Source organism: Actinomadura sp. NPDC049382, assembly GCF_040677125.1.
GTDB classification, from domain to species: Bacteria; Actinomycetota; Actinomycetes; order Streptosporangiales; family Streptosporangiaceae; genus Spirillospora; species Spirillospora geliboluensis.
The window spans coordinates 26,162-43,296 of record NZ_JBFARO010000066.1; the positions used below are offsets into that span (position 1 = coordinate 26,162).

General features: G+C 75.0%; 12 protein-coding genes. 10 read left to right on the plus strand and 2 right to left on the minus strand.

What is annotated here, in order from left to right; genetic code table 11:
- Positions 1-137: 137 nt before the first annotated feature.
- The 10 genes from AB0K34_RS29885 to AB0K34_RS29930 all read left to right on the plus strand — a co-directional run bounded on the left by AB0K34_RS29885 (position 138) and on the right by AB0K34_RS29930 (position 14,835).
- Positions 138-920, plus strand: a complete 783-nt coding sequence (locus AB0K34_RS29885; RefSeq protein WP_138634176.1) for an ABC transporter ATP-binding protein — start codon at positions 138-140, stop codon at positions 918-920.
- Positions 920-3,472 carry an FtsX-like permease family protein gene (locus tag AB0K34_RS29890; protein WP_301175612.1) on the plus strand — a complete coding sequence of 851 codons (2,553 nt, stop codon included), beginning with the start codon at positions 920-922 and terminating at the stop codon, positions 3,470-3,472. The genes AB0K34_RS29885 and AB0K34_RS29890 overlap by 1 nt, the downstream gene beginning before the upstream one ends.
- An 89-nt stretch (positions 3,473-3,561) precedes the next feature.
- Positions 3,562-4,476 (plus strand): ATP-binding cassette domain-containing protein, encoded by a 915-nt coding sequence (locus AB0K34_RS29895; RefSeq protein WP_138634182.1) that lies wholly within the window; start codon positions 3,562-3,564, stop codon positions 4,474-4,476.
- A complete protein-coding gene (locus AB0K34_RS29900; protein ID WP_301175613.1) occupies positions 4,476-5,333 on the plus strand; it encodes an ABC transporter permease in 858 nt (285 codons plus the stop codon). Before AB0K34_RS29895 ends, AB0K34_RS29900 begins: the two co-directional genes overlap by 1 nt.
- A 79-nt stretch (positions 5,334-5,412) precedes the next feature.
- Positions 5,413-6,453, plus strand: a complete 1,041-nt coding sequence (locus AB0K34_RS29905) for a ketoacyl-ACP synthase III family protein (protein WP_301175614.1) — start codon at positions 5,413-5,415, stop codon at positions 6,451-6,453.
- A 92-nt stretch (positions 6,454-6,545) separates the two neighbouring features.
- Entirely contained in the window at positions 6,546-11,837 is a 5,292-nt protein-coding gene (locus AB0K34_RS29910; protein WP_301175615.1) for a type I polyketide synthase, read from the plus strand.
- A gap of 38 nt (positions 11,838-11,875) precedes the next feature.
- A complete protein-coding gene (locus AB0K34_RS29915) occupies positions 11,876-12,934 on the plus strand; it encodes a ketoacyl-ACP synthase III family protein (RefSeq protein WP_301175616.1) in 1,059 nt (352 codons plus the stop codon).
- Positions 12,935-12,966: 32 nt separating this feature from the next.
- The gene (locus AB0K34_RS29920) at positions 12,967-13,230 is read left to right on the plus strand and encodes a phosphopantetheine-binding protein (protein ID WP_301175617.1); all 264 of its coding nucleotides are present in this window, start codon (positions 12,967-12,969) and stop codon (positions 13,228-13,230) included.
- A 40-nt stretch (positions 13,231-13,270) separates the two neighbouring features.
- The gene (locus tag AB0K34_RS29925) at positions 13,271-13,717 is read left to right on the plus strand and encodes an FdtA/QdtA family cupin domain-containing protein (protein ID WP_138634200.1); all 447 of its coding nucleotides are present in this window, start codon (positions 13,271-13,273) and stop codon (positions 13,715-13,717) included.
- Positions 13,714-14,835, plus strand: coding sequence for a DegT/DnrJ/EryC1/StrS family aminotransferase (locus tag AB0K34_RS29930; protein WP_301175618.1), 1,122 nt, complete (start codon positions 13,714-13,716; stop codon positions 14,833-14,835). The genes AB0K34_RS29925 and AB0K34_RS29930 overlap by 4 nt, the downstream gene beginning before the upstream one ends.
- An 86-nt stretch (positions 14,836-14,921) precedes the next feature.
- Here the strand turns inward: AB0K34_RS29930 and rfbB are convergent, their stop codons facing one another.
- Together rfbB and AB0K34_RS29940 are read right to left on the minus strand one after the other, a co-directional pair.
- Positions 14,922-15,932: a dTDP-glucose 4,6-dehydratase gene (gene rfbB / locus AB0K34_RS29935; protein WP_301175619.1), complete on the minus strand. Its 1,011-nt coding sequence runs from the start codon at positions 15,930-15,932 to the stop codon at positions 14,922-14,924.
- Positions 15,929-16,996, minus strand: coding sequence for a glucose-1-phosphate thymidylyltransferase (locus AB0K34_RS29940; RefSeq protein WP_301175620.1), 1,068 nt, complete (start codon positions 16,994-16,996; stop codon positions 15,929-15,931). The genes rfbB and AB0K34_RS29940 overlap by 4 nt, the downstream gene beginning before the upstream one ends.
- Between the last annotated feature and the right edge of the window lie 139 nt (positions 16,997-17,135).

Here is a 17,135-nt window from a genome sequence, read left to right on the forward strand (position 1 = left end):
CCGAGCGGCTGGAATCGAGACGAGGCCGGAGCACCGGGCGGCCGGCCCCGCGAAGCCACGTGACCACGCGAGTCCACGCGAGTCCACGCGACCCCGCAAGTCCCGTGACGAGGAACCTCCTGATGAAGGAAACGGATATGAGCAGCAGCGCAACCGCGAGTACCGAGCCGCGCGTCGCCGCGGCCGCCGCGCGGGCCGAGCACGTCACCAAGACCTACGTGACCGGCGCGGCCACCGTCACCGCGCTCGACGACGTCAGCGTGGAGATCCCCCGGGCCCGGTTCACCGCGGTCATGGGGCCGTCCGGGTCCGGCAAGTCCACGCTCATGCACTGCATGGCCGGGCTGGACCGGGTCAGCGGCGGCGAGGTCTACATCGGCGACGCGGCCCTGTCCGGGCTGAACGACAAGCGCCTCACCGCGCTGCGCCGGGACAAGATCGGCTTCGTCTTCCAGGCGTTCAACCTCGTCCCGACGCTGACCGCGCTGGAGAACATCACGCTCCCGATGGACATCGCGGGCCGCAAGCCCGACCGGGCCTGGGTCGACAAGATCATCGACACGGTGGGGCTGCGGCCGCGGCTCGGCCACCGGCCGGCCGAGCTGTCCGGCGGCCAGCAGCAGCGGGTCGCCTGCGCCCGCGCGCTGGCCTCCCGCCCGGAGATCGTCTTCGCGGACGAGCCGACCGGCAACCTCGACTCCCGCTCCAGCGGCGAGGTGCTGGCGTTCCTGCGGGACTCGGTGCGCGACCTGGAGCAGACCATCGTGATGGTCACCCACGACCCGGCCGCCGCCGGCTACGCCGACGAGGTGCTGTTCCTGTCCGACGGGAAGATCGTCGACCGGATGGCCGAGCCGACCGCCGAGCGCGTCCTGGAGCGTATGAAGGGCTTCGAGCTGCCGGGGGGCGAGCGGTCGTGATGGCACGCCTGGCCCTGCGGGGCCTGCTCGCGCACAAGCTGCGGCTGGGGCTCACCGCGCTCGCGGTCATCCTCAGCGTCGGCTTCGTGTCCGGCACGATGATCCTCTCGGCCACCCTCGACAAGTCGATCGGCAGCGCCTTCTCCGACCTCGGCCGGGGCACCGACGCGGTCGTGCGCACCCAGCGCGCGGTCAGCACCGAACTCGGCACCGACGCGCCCGACCGGCCCGTGCCCGCGTCGCTGCTGGCGACGATCCGGTCCGCGCCCGGCGTCGCGAAGGTGCACGGCGAGGTCACCGGGTTCGCGGGCGTCATCGACAAGAAGGGCAAGATCTACGGGTCGCCGCCGCAGACCGGCCGGGACTGGAACGCCGACCCGGACCTGTCGCCGATGCGGCTGAAGTCCGGGACGGGGCCGCGCGCCGCCGACGAGATCGCCCTCGACCAGAACACCGCGGACGCGACCGGCTACAAGGCCGGCGACCGGGTCCAGGTGGTGCTGGCGTCCGGCGTGCGGACCTTCACCGTCTCCGGGATCTTCCAGTACGGCTCGTCGGACGCGCTCAGCGCCCTGGTCGTGACCGCGTTCCAGCCGCAGGCCGCCGAGAGGCTGCTGATGGAGCACCCCGGGACCTACCGGCAGATCTCCGTGCACGCCGCGCCGGGGGTGTCGCAGACCGAGCTGCGCGACGCGATCGCGCGGGTGCTGCCGTCCGGCTACGAGGCCGTCACCGGCACGAAGGCGATCGACGAGCAGACCGCGTCCGTCAAGGACGTGCTGAAGATGCTGCGGACGTTCGTGCTGGTCTTCGCGTTCGTCGCCGTGTTCGTCGGCTCGTTCATCATCTTCAACACGTTCTCGATGCTGGTGTCGCAGCGGACCCGGGAGCTGGCGCTGCTGCGCGCGATCGGGGCGTCCCGCCGCCAGGTCACGCTGATGGTCATGGGCGAGGCGCTCGGCGTCGGGTTCCTCGGCTCGACGATCGGCCTGCTCGCCGGCGGTGGGCTCGGCCTCGGGCTGATCGCGCTGTTCGGCGCGCTGGACTTCGGCGTTCCCGCCGGCGACCTGACCCTGCCGCCCATGGCGGTGCTGTGGTCGTACGCGGTGGGCATGCTGGTCACGCTGGTCGGCGCCTACCTGCCCGCGTCGCGGGCGGCGCGGATCCCGCCGGTCGCGGCGATGCGCGACGACGCGGTGGCCGCGAGCGGCCGGTCGCTGCGGCTGCGCGCGATCGCCGGGACGATCGAGGCGGTCGCCGGCGCGGTCGTGATGGCGATCGGGTTCGGCGGGTCCGGCGACGCGGCGCTGGTCATCGCGGGCGGCGGCGCCGCCGCGCTGTTCATCGGCATCACCACGCTCAGCCCGATCGTCAGCCGCCCCGCGACGCGGCTGCTCGGCTGGCCGTTCGCCCGGATCGCCGGCGTCACCGGCCGGATGAGCCGGGAGAACGCGCAGCGCAACCCGCGCCGCACCGCCGCCACCGCGTCCGCGCTGATGATCGGGCTGACCCTGGTCAGCGGCGTGTCGGTGATCTCCGCGTCGATGGTCGCCTCGACCGACCGGCAGGTGGACGAGGGCCTCACCGCCGACTACCGGATCGACGCGCCGAGCTCGCTCACCCCGCTCAGCACCGAGGTGCGGGACGCGGTGGCGAGGACGCCCGGCGTGCGGGACGCGATCGGCGTCGCCACCGCACCGTTCAAGCTGGACGGCAAGGCGAGCCGCGCCACCGCCGGCGACGCCGCCGGGCTGGTGCGGCTGTACCGGCTGCGCATCGAGGCGGGCTCGTCCTCGCTCGGGCCCGACCAGCTGCTCGTCAACCGCAAGACGGCCGACGACAAGGGCTGGAAGGTCGGGTCCGCCGTGCCCGGCCAGTACCAGGACGGCACCCGCGCCACCTTCCGGATCGCCGGGATCTACGCCGACGTCAAGTCGGTGCTGGAGACCGCGCCCACGATCATCCTCGGCGCGGGCAGCTACGCCGAGCACTACTCGGACGCGCAGATCGACCAGATCGACATCATCAAGGCGCCCGGGACGGACGCGGCGGCGGTCGAGCGCGCGCTGCGCGGCACCCTGGACCGCTGGCCCAACCTGGACCTGAAGAACCGGGAGCAGATCAAGGAGCAGTACACCGCGAGCATCGACCTGCTGCTGCGCGTGGTCCTGGTGCTGCTCGCGCTGTCGATCGTCATCGCCGCGCTCGGCATCGTGAACACGCTGGCGCTGTCGGTGGTGGAGCGGACCCGCGAGATCGGGCTGCTGCGCGCGATCGGCATGCAGCGCGGGCAGGTGCGCCGGATGATCCGGTTCGAGGCCGTGGTCATCTCCACCTTCGGCGCGCTGCTCGGCCTCGCGGTGGGCGTCGTGATCGCGGTGAGCATCCAGAACGCGGCGGCCGACGAGGGGATGGACGTCCTGTCGGTGCCGGTCGGGCAGCTGGCGCTGTACGTGCTGGCCTCGGCCCTCATCGGGGTCGTCGCGGCGGTCTGGCCCGCCCGGCGCGCCTCGACGATGGACGTCCTGCGGGCCATCGGCTCGACCGAGTAGCCCCCGCCGCCGTCCGGGCGCGCCCGCCCGCGCCCGGACGGCGGGGGACGACCCGATCCGACCCACCGACCCCGCGGAGTGAACGCACCATGATCGAGGTCAAAGGTCTGACCAAGCGCTTCGACGAGACCGTCGCGGTCGACGATCTGACCTTCACCGTCAAACCGGGCCTGGTCACCGGGTTCCTCGGGCCCAACGGCGCGGGCAAGACGACGACGATGCGGGTCATCCTCGGCCTGCACGCGGCCACCCGCGGGACGGCCACGATCGGCGGCCGCCGGTACGCCGACCTGCCCGCGCCGATGCGGGAGGTGGGGGCGCTGCTGGACGCGCACGCGGTGCACGACAGCCGCCGCGCCGAGGACCACCTGCTGTGCCTGGCGCTGAGCAATGGCATCCCGCGCTGGCGGGTCCCGGAGGTGCTGCAGCTCGTCGGCCTGGACCGGGTGGCGCACCGCCGGGTGCGCACGTTCTCGCTCGGCATGTACCAGCGGCTCGGCATCGCCGCGGCGCTGCTCGGCGACCCCGCCTGCCTGATCTTCGACGAGCCGATCAACGGGCTGGACCCCGAGGGCATCATGTGGGTCCGCACGCTGGCCCGGCGGCTGGCCGACGAGGGCCGCACGGTGCTGATCTCCAGCCATCTGATGAGCGAGATCGCGCTCACCGCCGACCATCTGGTCATCATCGGCCGCGGCCGGCTGCTCGCCGACTCCGGGGTGAGCGAGCTGATGGGCCGCACCACCCGGCCGAAGGTGCTGGTGCGGACCGCGCAGGCCGGGACGTTCGCCCGGCGGCTGGCCGCGCGCGGCGCCGAGGTGCGCCGGGAGCCGGACGGCGGGCTGCTCGTCACCGGCCTCGACAGCACCGAGATCTACCGGCTGGCCGCGGCGGACGGCGCCGTGCTGGCCGAGCTGACCCCGCACCGGGCCTCCCTGGAGCAGATCTTCATGGAGCTGACCCGCGACAGCGTCCAGTTCAACGTCACGGAAGGGGCCGCCTGATGCCGTTCACGGGCCGACCGACGCCGTTCACGGACCGACCGGCGGCCGCGCCGGAACCCGCCGCGGCCCTGGTGCCGGTGGACGGGCGGGCGACGTTCGCCGACGCCGTCCGCTCCGAGTGGACCAAGCTGCGCACGCTCCGGTCGTCGCTGTACTCCGTCGTCGCCACCATCGTCGTCGGGGTGGGCATGGCGTTCCTGTTCACCAGCGGGACCGCCGAGGGGTACGCGGACATGACCGCCGCCGAGCGCGCGGAGTGGGACCCGACGCTGACGAGCCTGATGGGCGCGACGCTGTTCGCCCAGCTCACCGTCGGCGCGCTCGGCGTGCTCAGCACCAGCGGGGAGTTCGCCACCGGGATGATCAGCACCAGCCTGACCGCGGTGCCGCGCAGGCTGCGGGTGCTGGCCGCGAAGGCCCTCGTCATCACCGCGGTCGGGCTGGCGGTCGGGGAGCTGGTCAGCGTCGGCGGCTTCCTGCTGGGCCAGCAGGTGCTCGTCGGGATGGACGTCCCGCACGCCTCCCTCACCGACCACGAGTCGCTGCGCGCGGTCGTCGGGGCGGGCCTGTACCTCGCCCTGGTCGGGCTGCTGGGCGCCGCGCTGGGCGTGCTGATCCGGTCGACGGCGGGCGCCATCGTGGTGCTGGTCGTGGCCGCCATCATCGTCCCGTACCTGCTCGGCCCGCTGCTGCCGCCGCTGGTCCGCGGGCTCTGGCCGATCATGGCCGGGATGATGGTCATGTCGACCACCACCGAGACCGGGATCCCGGCGTTCACGCTGCTCGGCATCATGATCGCCGGTGTCGGCGCGACCGCGGCGGTGGCGTGCGCGGTGTTCCGCCGCCGCGACATCTGACCGGTTCAGATCGCGCTTAGCCCCCCTTAAGCGCGGCGGTGGACAGTGATCGCAGCTTTGAGCAATCAAGGAGGCGGTCGTGCGCACACCCGACGTTCACCTCAAGGGACTGGGGGTGTACCTCCCGCCGGCGGCCGGCGTCGAGCAGGCCGTCCGGGAGGGCCGCTACTCCGCCGAGGAGGCCGAGCTCCACGAGCTCGCCGGCGCCGCCGTCGCCGGGGACGTCCCGGCCCCGGAGATGGCGCTGCGGGCGGCGCGGCAGGCGTTCGAGCGCTGCGGGCACCGCCCCGAGGAGCTGGACCTGCTGCTGTACGCCGACTCCTGGCACCAGGGCCCGGACGGCTGGCAGCCGCAGTACTACCTGCAGCGGCACCTGGTCGGCGGCCGGCCGCTGGCGGTGGAGGTCCGGCACGGCTGCAACGGGGTGTTCAGCGCGCTGGAGCTCGCCGCGTCCTACCTGCGCTCGCCCGGCCGGCGCGACGCGCTGGTGGTGGCCGCCGACAACTTCGGCACCCCGATGATCGACCGCTGGCGGTTCGGCCCCGGCTACATCGCCGGGGACGCGGCGAGCGCCGTCCTGCTCAGCACCGAGCCCGGCTTCGCCCGGCTGCTGTCGGTGTGCACCACCGCCGTCGCGGAGGCCGAGGAGGTCCACCGCAGCGGCGAGCCGCTCTTCCCGCCCGGCCCGACGGCGGGCCGGCCGCTCGACTTCAGCGGCCGGACGGCCGACTTCAACCGGCGGGCCATGGCGGACGGGGCCGGCACCACCGTGTGGGTGACCGTCCACCAGCGGATGGTCGAGCTGGTGGACCGGACGCTCGCCGAGGCGGGCCTGGAGATCGGCGACATCGCGCGGGCCGCCTTCATGAACTACTCCCGCGAGATCGTCGAGCAGCGCGGGATGCTCGCGCTGGGGCTGCCGATGTCCAAGTCGACCTGGGAGTTCGGGCGGACCGTCGGCCATCTGGCCGCCAGCGACCAGCTCGTCTCGCTCGACCACCTGCTCACCGCCGGGGAGCTGCGCCCCGGCGACCACATGCTGCTCGTCGGGGTCGGCCCCGGGGTCACCCTGTCGAGCGCGATCGTCCAGATCCTCAGCACGCCGCCCTGGCTGCGGTGAGCGCCGCGGTGAACCCGGCCGGACCGGACGGGCGCGTCCCGGCGGACGGCGGCCGCGTGCGACACGACCCGAGAGTGGATGGGGGCCCATCGATGGTGCAGGACAGCGGGGCCGGGCGGGCGCGGCCGGCCGGCGCGGAGCCGGGCGCGGAGCCCGTCGCGGTGATCGGCGTCGGCTGCCGGTTCGCCGGGGACGCCGACTCGCCGGAGGCGTACTGGTCGCTGCTGCGGGACGGCCGCGACGGCATCGGGGAGGTCCCGCGCGAGCGGTGGCGCGAGTACGAGCGGTTCGGCCCGGACTTCGCCGCCGCGCTGCGCCGCGCCACCCCGTGGGGCGGCTTCCTCTCCGGCGTCGAGTCGTTCGACGCCGAGTTCTTCGGGCTGACCCCGCGCGAGGCCGAGCTGATGGACCCGCAGCAGCGGATCCTGCTGGAGACCGCCTGGGAGGCGCTGGAGCACGCCGGCGTCCCGCCCCGCGACCTGGCGGGCTCCGACGCCGGGGTGTTCGTCGGGGTGGGGTCGGACGACTACGGCCGCCGGCTGCTGGAGGACCTGCCGCGGATCGAGGCGTGGACCGGCATCGGCGCCGCGATGTGCGCGGTCGCCAACCGCATCTCCTACGCGCTGGACCTGCGCGGCCCGAGCCTCGCGGTCGACACCGCCTGCTCGGCGTCGCTGGTGGCGCTGCACCTGGCGTGCCAGAGCGTCCGGACGGGGGAGAGCCCGCTCGCGCTCGCGGCGGGCGTCAACGTGATCGTGTCGCCGGGGCTGACGCTGACCCTGGACGCGGCGGGCGCGATGGCCGCCGACGGCCGCTGCAAGTCGTTCGACGCGTCCGCCGACGGCTACGGGCGCGGCGAGGGCTGCGGCGTGCTGGTGCTCAAGCGGCTCGCCGACGCCGAGCGGGACGGCGACCGGGTGCTCGCGGTCGTGCGCGGCGGCGCCGTGAACCAGGACGGCCGCACCAACGGGATCATGGCGCCCAGCGGCGCGGCGCAGCGGCACGTGCTCGACCGGGCCTGCCGGAGCGCCGGGGTGGACCCGGCGACGGTCGGCTACGTCGAGGCCCACGGCACCGGGACTCGGCTCGGCGACCCGCTGGAGGCGTCCGCGCTCAGCGCCGTCTACGGGGCGGGCCGGCCGGCGGGCGAGCCGTGCCTGATCGGGTCGGTGAAGGCCAACATCGGGCACCTCGAAGCGGGCGCGGGCGTCGCGTCCGTCATCAAAGCGGTGCTCGTCCTCGCCAACGAGGAGATCCCGCCGAGCCTGAACTTCACCACCGGGAACCCCGCGATCGACTGGGCCGGGGGCGGGCTGAAGGTGGTCACCGAACCCACGCCGTGGCCGCGCGGCGAGACCCCGCGGCGGGTCGGGGTGTCCGGCTTCGGGTACGGCGGGACGATCGCGCACGTCCTGCTGGAGGAGGCCCCGGCGCGGCCGGACGCGCCGCGTCCCGCCGACGGGGACGGGGAGCCGCGGCTCTACCCGGTGTCGGCCGCGTCCGGCGCCGCGCTCCGGCAGCACGCGGGCGAGCTGGCCGACTGGCTGGCGGGGCGCGGGGGGAGCGCGCCGCTCGCGTCCGTCGGGCACACGCTGGCGCTGCGCCGCTCGCACCTGCCGCACCGGGCCGGGGTCGTCGCCGCGGACCGGGACGCGCTGGTCGCCGGGCTCCGGCTGCTGGCGGACGGCGCCGAAGGCCCCGGCGTGACCACCGGCACCGTCCCGGCGGAGGCCGGGTCCGGCCTGGTGTGGGTCTTCTCCGGGCACGGCTCCCAGTGGGCCGGCATGGGCCGCGGGCTGCTGGCCGCCGAACCGGCGTTCGCCGAGGTGATCGACGCGCTGGAGCCGGTCTTCCGGGAGGAGATCGGCTTCTCGCCGCGCGAGGTGCTGCTGGCCGACCCGCTGACCGACGTCGCCCGGATCCAGACGATGATCTTCGCGGTGCAGCTCGGGCTGGCCGCCGTGTGGCGGTCCCGGGGCGCGGCCCCGGCCGCGGTGATCGGCCACTCGGTCGGGGAGATCGCCGCCGCCGTCATCGCGGGCGCGCTGACCCGGGAGGCGGGCGCGCGGCTGATCTGCCGCCGGTCGCGGCTGCTGGGCCGTGTCGCGGGCCGGGGCGCGATGGCCATGGCGGCGCTGCCGTTCGCCGAGGTCGAGGAGCGGCTCGGCGACCGCGCCGACCTGGTGGCCGCGATCCAGTCGTCGCCGCTGTCCACCGTCGTCGCGGGGGACGCCGCCGCCGTCGCGGAGCTGGTGGAGCGGTGGCGGGACGAGGGCGTCCAGGTGCGCCGCGTCTCCTCCGACGTCGCCTTCCACAGCCCGCACATGGACCCGCTGCTGGACGAGCTGGCCGCCGCCGGGGCCGGCCTGGCACCGGTCCCGCCCGCCGTCCCGATGTACTCGACCGCCCTGCCCGACCCGCGGGCGATGCCCGCCCCGGACGGCTCCTACTGGGCGGCCAACCTGCGCAACCCGGTGCGGCTCGCGGCGGCCGTCGAGGCCGCCGCCGAGGACGGGTACCGCGCGTTCCTGGAGGTCTCCGCGCACCCGGTGGTGGCCCACTCGATCGGCGAGACCCTCGGCGAGCTGGGGCTCGGTGACGCGTTCGTCGGCTCGACGCTGCGCCGCGACCGGTCCGAGCCCGCGCAGCTGCTCGACGCGGCCGCCGCGCTGCACTGCCACGGGCTGCCGCTGGACTGGCGGACGCTGGCGCCCGGCGGCGACCTGGTCACCCCGCCCGGCGTCGCCTGGCAGCGGCGGCGGCACTGGCGGGACGCGCCGTCCGGCGGCGCGGGCGAGGGGCTCGGCCACGACGTGGACGCGCACGCGCTGCTGGGGTCGCCGGTCCCGGTCGCCGGCCGGGCGCTGCGGCTGTGGAGGACCGTCCTGGACGACGACTGCCGCCCCTACCCGGGCAGCCACACCATCAACGGGGTCGAGATCGTGCCCGCGGCGGTGCTGATCAACACCTTCCTCGGCGCCGCGGCCGACCGGCACGGCCCGCCGCCCACGCTGGCCGACGTGGCGCTCCGGCTGCCGCTGACCACCGACCGCCGCGAGGTTCAGGTGCTGCTGGAGGACGGCGCCGCGCGCCTGGCCTCCCGCGCGACGGCCGACGACTCCGCGGATCGGTCGTGGCTCACGCACTGCACCGCCGCCGTGGCGTCCGGCCCCGCCGACCCGCTGCCGCCGGCGCTCGCCGACACCGCGGCCCCCGGCGAGGCGGTGGACACCGGGTTCGTCCAGCAGCGCCTGGCGTCGGTGGGCGTCCCGACGATGGCATTCGACTGGACCGTCCGTGAGCTGTACCGGGGCGAGGGGCGGCTGCGCGCGGTCGTCACGGCCGGGCATCCGGCGCGCGGCGCCGCGACCTGGGGGCCGCTGCTGGACGCGGCGCTGTCGATCGCGCCCGCCGCCTATCCGGGGGAGGCCGTGCTCCGCATGGTCGCCCACGTCGGAGAGGTGCACCTCGCGAGCGAGCCGCCGGAGGACGCGATCGTCGAGGTCGTCGTGGACCCGTCCCGGGACGACTCCGTGGACGTGCTGATCGCCGACCCGGACGGCCGGGTCCTGGCCCGGCTCGCCGGTCTCCGCTACGCGACGATGGACCGCGACCCCGGCACGGCCGCCGCGCATCCGGCACGGCTGGTGCACGAGCTGGCCTGGCGGCCGTTCACCCCGTCCGGTGACGGTGCCGAGCGGGACGTCGTCATCGTGGGCCCGGATCCACAGGCTGTGGACGCTCTGCGCGACACCCTCCACGCGGCCGGGGCTACCTGTACGGGAGTGTCCGGCCCGGAGGCGCTCGCGGAGTTCGCCGCCGAGGCCGGGCCGTCCACGGACGTCCTGCTCGTCCCGCCGCCCGCGACCCCGGGACGGCCCGTCACCGAGGCCGCCCTCGACGCGGCATGGCTGCTGACGCAGGCCGTCCAGCGGCTGTCCGCGCTCGACCCCGCCGCCGCGCCGCGCCTGTGGTGCCTGACGGCGGGCGTCAGGGAGAGCCGGGCGGAGGACGCCCTCGGCCACGCGCCGCTGTGGGGCCTCGGCCGGATCGTCTCCGGCGAGCACCCCGAGCTGTGGGGCGGCACGATCGACCTCCCGGCGGACGGATCGGTGCCCGACGCCGCCGCGCTGCTGGCCGTCCTGCGGTCCGCGCCCGGTGACGACGTCATCGCGCTGCGCCCGGACGAGACCACCGTCGCGCGCCTCGCCCGCCCCGACGACGCGCCCCCGGAGGGCGAGCCGGTGCGCTGCCACCCCGACGGCACCTACCTCGTCACCGGCGGCCTCGGCGTCCTCGGCCTGGAGGTCGCCCGGTGGCTGGCCGAGCGCGGCGCGCGCCGCATCGTGCTGGCCGGCCGCCGCCCCTTCCCGGCCCGCTCGGAGTGGGACGCCCCCGCCGACGCCGAGACCCGCCGCCGGATCGAGGGCGTCCGGGCCCTGGAGGGCCTCGGCGTCACCGTCGCCACCGTGGCGTTGGACATCGCCGACCCCGCCGAGGCCGCGTCGGCGCTCGACCCCGACGCGCTCGGCCTCCCGCCGATCCGCGGCGTCGTGCACGCCGCCGGCGCCCTCGACAACCGGATGATCCCCGGCGTGGACGAGGCGTCGCTGCGCACCGTGCTGCGCCCCAAGGTCGACGGGGCCTGGACGCTGCACCGGCTGTTCCCGCCCGGCAGCCTGGACTTCCTGGCACTGTTCTCGTCCTGCGGCCACCTGCTCGGCCTGCCCGGCCAGGCCGGCTACGCCGCCGCCAACGCCTTCCTCGACGCGTTCGCCGCGCACCGCCGCGCCGCTGGGGGCCGCGACACCGTGAGCCTCGGCTGGACGTCCTGGCGCGGCAAGGGCATGGCCGTCAACGAGGTCGTGGACATGGAGTTGCAGGCCCGCGGCGTCACCGACGTCACCGCGCCGGAGGCGTTCGCCGCCTGGGACCTGGCCGCCGCGCACGGCGGCGCGTACTACGCGGTGCTCGGCGTCGCCCCGGCCGAACCGGGCACGCAGCGCCCGCCGCTGCTCACCGAGGTCGCCGCCGCGGCGGACGCCGCCGCCCGGGACCGGGCCGCCGCACCGGGCGGGACGTCCGACACCGACGGCCTGGCCGGCCTGCCGCCGGACGAGCTGCGCGCGCGCCTGCTGGAGGTCGTCGGCGCCCAGATCGCGACCGAGATGCGGCTGTCCGCCGAGCACCTGGACCCCCGCCGCTCCCTGGCCGAGCAGGGCCTGGACTCGGTGATGACGCTGGTGATCCGGCGGCGGCTGGAGAAGCGGTTCGGGCACGGACTGCCCGCCACGCTGCTGTGGCACCAGCCCACCGTCACCGCGATCGCCGAACATCTGGCCGGGCTGCTCTCCGGCGAGGCCGAGCCGATGGTCGGCGCCTGACACGGGCCCGACGCAACCGGAAGCGAGGAACCGAGGTCATGCGCACCCAGGACGCGTACGTCAGGAGCGTCGGCGTCTACCTGCCGGAGACCGTCGACATCAAATGGGCCGTCGCCCAGGGCCTGCACCCGGAGGAGGGGGCGGAGGCGCACGGCTTCACCGGCGTCGCCGTGGCCGGGGAGGTCCCGGCCCCCGAGATGGCGCTGCGCGCGGCGCGGACGGCGTTCGAGCGCTGCGGCCAGCGCCCCGACGAGGTGGACCTGCTGCTCTACACCGACACCTGGCACCAGGGGCCGGACGGCTGGCAGCCGCAGTACTACCTGCAGCGGCACCTCGTCGGCGGCGGTGCCCTCGCCGTCGAGACCCGGCACGGGTGCAACGGGGTGTTCAGCGCGCTGGAGCTGGGCGCCGCCTACCTGAGCGCCGACCCCGCGCGCCGCACCGCGCTGGTCGTCAGCACCGACAACTACGGCACCCCGCTGGTGAACCGGTGGAACGCCGGCCCCGGCTTCGTCATGGGCGACGCGGCGAGCGCGCTCGTCCTCGGCCGCGCCCCGGGCTTCGCGCAGCTGCTGTCGGTCAACTCCATCACCGTCCCCGAAGGCGAGGAACTCCACCGCAGCGGCGAGCCGCTGTTCCCGCCCGGCGCCACCACCGGCCGGTCCATGGACTTCCACCGGCGCACCGAGTCGTTCCTCGCCGGGGCGCTCGCCAAGGCGCGGGCCCGGACGGAGGGCGGCCCGTCCCTGTGGGTGACGGTGCACCAGAAGCTGCTGGAGAGCGTCGAGCGGTCCCTCGACGAGGCGGGCATCGAACTCGCCGACCTCGCCCGCGTGGCGTTCATGAACAACGACCGGGAGACGGTCGAGCAGCGCTGCATGGGCGCGCTCGGGCTGCCGCTGTCGATGTCCACCTGGGAGTTCGGCCGCACCGTCGGGCACCTCGGCGCCAGCGACCAGCTCGTCTCCCTCGACCACCTGCTGACGACCGGCGAGCTCGGGCCCGGCGACCACGTGCTGCTGGCCGGCATGGCGCCCGGCGTCACGCTCTCCAGCGCCGTCATCAAGATCCTCGCCACCCCGCCGTGGCTGGACTGACCGGCGCCGCCGGCGCCCGACGAGGAGGACGCATGACCGAGGAAGAGGTCCGCGCGGAGCTGCTCGGCTTCGTCCGGGAGAACTTCGGGGCCGCGGACGGCGTGGAGATCGCGGCGGACACCCCGCTGCTGGAGTCGGGGATCCTCGACTCGCTCCGCACCGCCGTCCTGCTCAACCACCTGCGCGACGGGCTGCGGACGCCGCTGCCCGCGCGCTTCATCGAGGCGCGCTACCTCAAGGACGTCGCCACCATCGCCGCACTGGTGTGCGAGCTCGCGGCCGCCGACTCGCGCTAGCCGTCGCGGGGCCCGCCCGTCGCCGGAAGGGATCAAGGTAATGCAGCAAGCAGGGGCCGGTGAGACCGTCGTCGGCCGGGTCGCGCCGTGCCGCATCGTCAAGGTGCCCGACTTCGTCGACGACCGCGGCGGGCTCGCCTCCGTCGAGGCCGGCGAGACCATCGGGTTCGCCATCGAGCGCGTCTACTACCTGTACGGCATGCCGACCGGCACGGTGCGCGGCGCGCACGCCCACCGCGAGCTCGAACAGCTCCTGCTGGCGCTGCACGGCGAGTTCGACATCACCGTGGACGACGGCCGCCGCCGGACGCGCTTCCACCTGGACGACCCGACCCGCGGCCTCTACATCGGGCCGATGATCTGGCGGAACCTGGAGAACTTCTCGCCGGGCGCGGTCGGGCTCGTCCTCGCCTCCTCGCACTATGACGAGGCGGACTACTACCGCAGGTACGACGAGTTCCTGCGCGACGCGGAGAGGCTGGGATGAGGGTTCCCTTTCTGGACCTGCGGGCCGTCCACGACGAGCTCGGCGCCGAGCTCGACGCGGCGGTGCACCGGGTCGTGTCCTCGGGCTGGTACCTGCTCGGTGAGGAACTGGCCGCGTTCGAGGCCGAGTTCGCCGCCTACTGCGGGGCCGCGCACTGCGTCGCCGTCGGGTCCGGCATCGACGCGATCACGCTGGCGCTGCGCGCGCACGGGGTCGGGCCGGGCGACGAGGTGATCGTCCCGTCCAACACGTTCATCGCGACGCTGCTGGCGGTGACGGCGGCGGGCGCGCGCCCGGTGCCGGTCGAGCCGGACGAGCGGACCTGCAACCTCGACCCCGCCCGGATCGAGGCGGCGGTGACCCGCCGGACCAGGGCGGTGCTGCCGGTGCATCTGTACGGGCAGCCCGCCGACATGCGGGCCATCGCGGAGGTCGCCGACCGGCACGGCCTGCTCGTGGTGGAGGACGCCGCGCAGGCCCACGGCGCCCGCCACCGCGGCGAACGGGTCGGGTCGGGGCCGTACGCCGCCACGTTCAGCTTCTACCCCGGCAAGAACCTCGGCGCGCTCGGGGACGGCGGCGCGGTGGTCACCTCCGACGCCGCGCTGGCCGACCGGATCCGGCTGCTGCGCAACTACGGCAGCGCCGTGAAGTACCACCACGAGATCAAGGGGACCAACTCCCGGCTCGACGAGATCCAGGCGGCGGTGCTGCGGGTGAAGCTCGCCCGGCTGGACGAGTGGAACGCCCGCCGCGCCGAGGTCGCCCGCCGCTACCTCGCCGGGCTGGCCGGGGTGCCGGGGCTCGCGCTCCCGGTCGTCGAGCCGTGGGCGGGCACGTCGTGGCACCTGTTCGTCGTCCGGACCGAGCGCCGGGACGCGCTCCGCGAGCGGCTGGCGGCGGCCGGGGTGGAGACGATCATCCACTATCCGGTCCCGGCGCACCTGTCGCCGGCGTACGCCGACCTCGGGCACGGGGCGGGCTCCTTCCCGATCGCCGAGCGGCTGGCTGAGCAGGTGCTGAGCCTGCCGATGGGCCCGCACCTGCCGGACGAGGCGGTGGACACCGTCATCGCCGCCGTCCGCGAGGCGATGGCGCCCGCGACCGCCGCCCGCTGAAGACCCCGCTGAGGAAGAGACCCCGCAAGACAGGCCCCGCCCCCTCGCAAGGGGGCGGGGCCTGTCGTTCGTGCCCGGTCCGCCGTTCAGGTGAGGCGGGCGATGGGCTGCGGCCGCGCCGGGCCCGCCGCGCCGTCCGCGCCGGGCTCCCACCACCAGCGGTTGTCGCGGTACCAGTCCACGACGGCGGCCAGCCCGTCCGCGAAGGGCACCTCCGGCGCGAAGCCCAGCTCGGTGCGGATCTTGCCGTCGTCCAGGGAGTAGCGCTCGTCGTGCGCCTTGCGGTCGGCGACCCGGCGCACCCGGTCCCAGCCGGCGCTGCACAGGTCGAGCAGCCGCTCGGTCAGCTCCAGGTTGCTCAGCTCCGTGCCGCCGCCGATGTTGTAGATCTCCCCGGCCCGCCCCCGGGTGAGGACGAGGTGGACGGCCCGGCAGTGGTCGGACACGTGCAGCCACTCGCGGACGTTGTGCCCGTCCCCGTAGAGCGGCACCGACCCGCCGTCCAGCAGGGTGGTGACGAACAGCGGGATGACCTTCTCCGTGTACTGGTAGGGGCCGTAGTTGTTGCAGCACCGGGTCACCGAGACCGCGAGGTCGTGGGTGCGCCAGTAGGCGCGCGCGAACAGGTCGCCGGCGGCCTTGGACGCCGAGTAGGGGGAGTTCGGGGCGAGGAGGTGGTCCTCGGTCCACGACCCGGTCTCGATCGACCCGTACACCTCGTCGGTGGAGACGTGCACGAACCGCTCGACACCGCCGCGGCGGCACGCCTCCAGCAGCGTCTGGGTGCCGACGACGTTGGTCATGACGAACGGCGCCGCGTCGGCCACGGAGCGGTCGACGTGCGACTCCGCCGCGAAGTGCACGACCGCGTCGTGCCCCGGCAGCAGGTCCGCGAGCAGTGACGCGTCGCAGATGTCGCCCTTCACGAACGCCAGCCGGGGGCCGTCGGGCGGCAGGTTCCGGCGGTCGCCCGCGTAGGTGAGGCTGTCCAGGACGGTGACCCGCCAGCCGTCCGTGCCCGGGTACCGCCCGCCGAGCAGGTCGCGGACGTAGGCCGATCCGATGAAGCCGGCTCCGCCGGTGACGAGGATCCTCACGCGGGCACCTCCAGTCGGCTGTCGTCGCCCACGATAAGCCGGTGCACGCGCAGCTCGTGGCGGGCGAGGCTGACCGCGGCCTCCCGGCCGATCAGCGAGCCCTTCACCGTGCGCAGGCCGTGCACCGAGGAGCGGTCGAGCAGGATGGAGTCCTCCACGCCCGCGTTCTCGACCAGGCAGCCGGACCCGACGGCGGTGTAGGGGCCGATGTAGCTGTTGACGATCGCGGTGCCGCCGCCGATGATCGCCGGGCCGTCGATCCGGGACGCGATCACGGTGGCGCCGGCCTCGACCACCACCGAGGCGCCGATCTGGGTGAGCGGGTCCAGCCGGCCGCGCACGCCCGGCCGCAGCTTCTCCAGCAGCGCCCGGTTGCAGTCGAGCAGGTCGGAGACGTTACCGGTGTCCTTCCAGTACCCGGCGCACACGTGCCCGCGCACGTTCAGGTCGCGCTCCACCAGCCACTGCACGGCGTCGGTGATCTCCAGCTCGTTGCGCCAGCTCGGCGCGATCGCGCGGACCGCCTCGTGGATGGCCGGGGTGAAGAAGTACGCGCCGGTCACCGCGAGGTTGCCGCGCGGCTCGGACGGCTTCTCCTGGAGCCCGAGCACGCGGCCGTCCGCGGCGATCTCCGCCACGCCGTACTCGGTGGGGTCGGCGACCTTCACCAGGACGAGCTGCGCGTCCGGGGACTCGTCCCGGAACTGCGCGACCGGCGCGCCGAGCCCGTCGGCGAACACGTTGTCGCCGAGGTACATGAGGAAGTCGTCGTCGCCGAGGAAGTCCCGCGCGATCAGCACGCAGTGCGCGAGGCCGCGCGGCTCGTCCTGCGGGATGTAGGTGACCCGGACCCCGAGCGCCGCGCCGTCGCCGATCGCGGCGGGGATGGCGGTGTGCCCGGCGTTGTGGATGACGCCGATCTCGGTGATGCCCGCGTCCCGCAGCGACTCCAGCCCGTGCAGCAGCACCGGCTTGTTCGCGACGGGGACGAGCTGCTTGGGGGTGCTGTGGCTGAACGGGCGGAGCCGGGACCCGGTGCCGCCCGCGAGTACGAGTGCCTTCATGGTGTGCCCTTTCCTCGTCATGCCGGCGCCGGCGTCCGTGCGGTCTCCGGCCGGATCAGTTCCTCGATGGAGCGGACGGCCGCGGCCGGGGTCGGCTGCGCGCGGATCTCCGCGCCCCCGCCCCCGCCCGCGCGGCGGC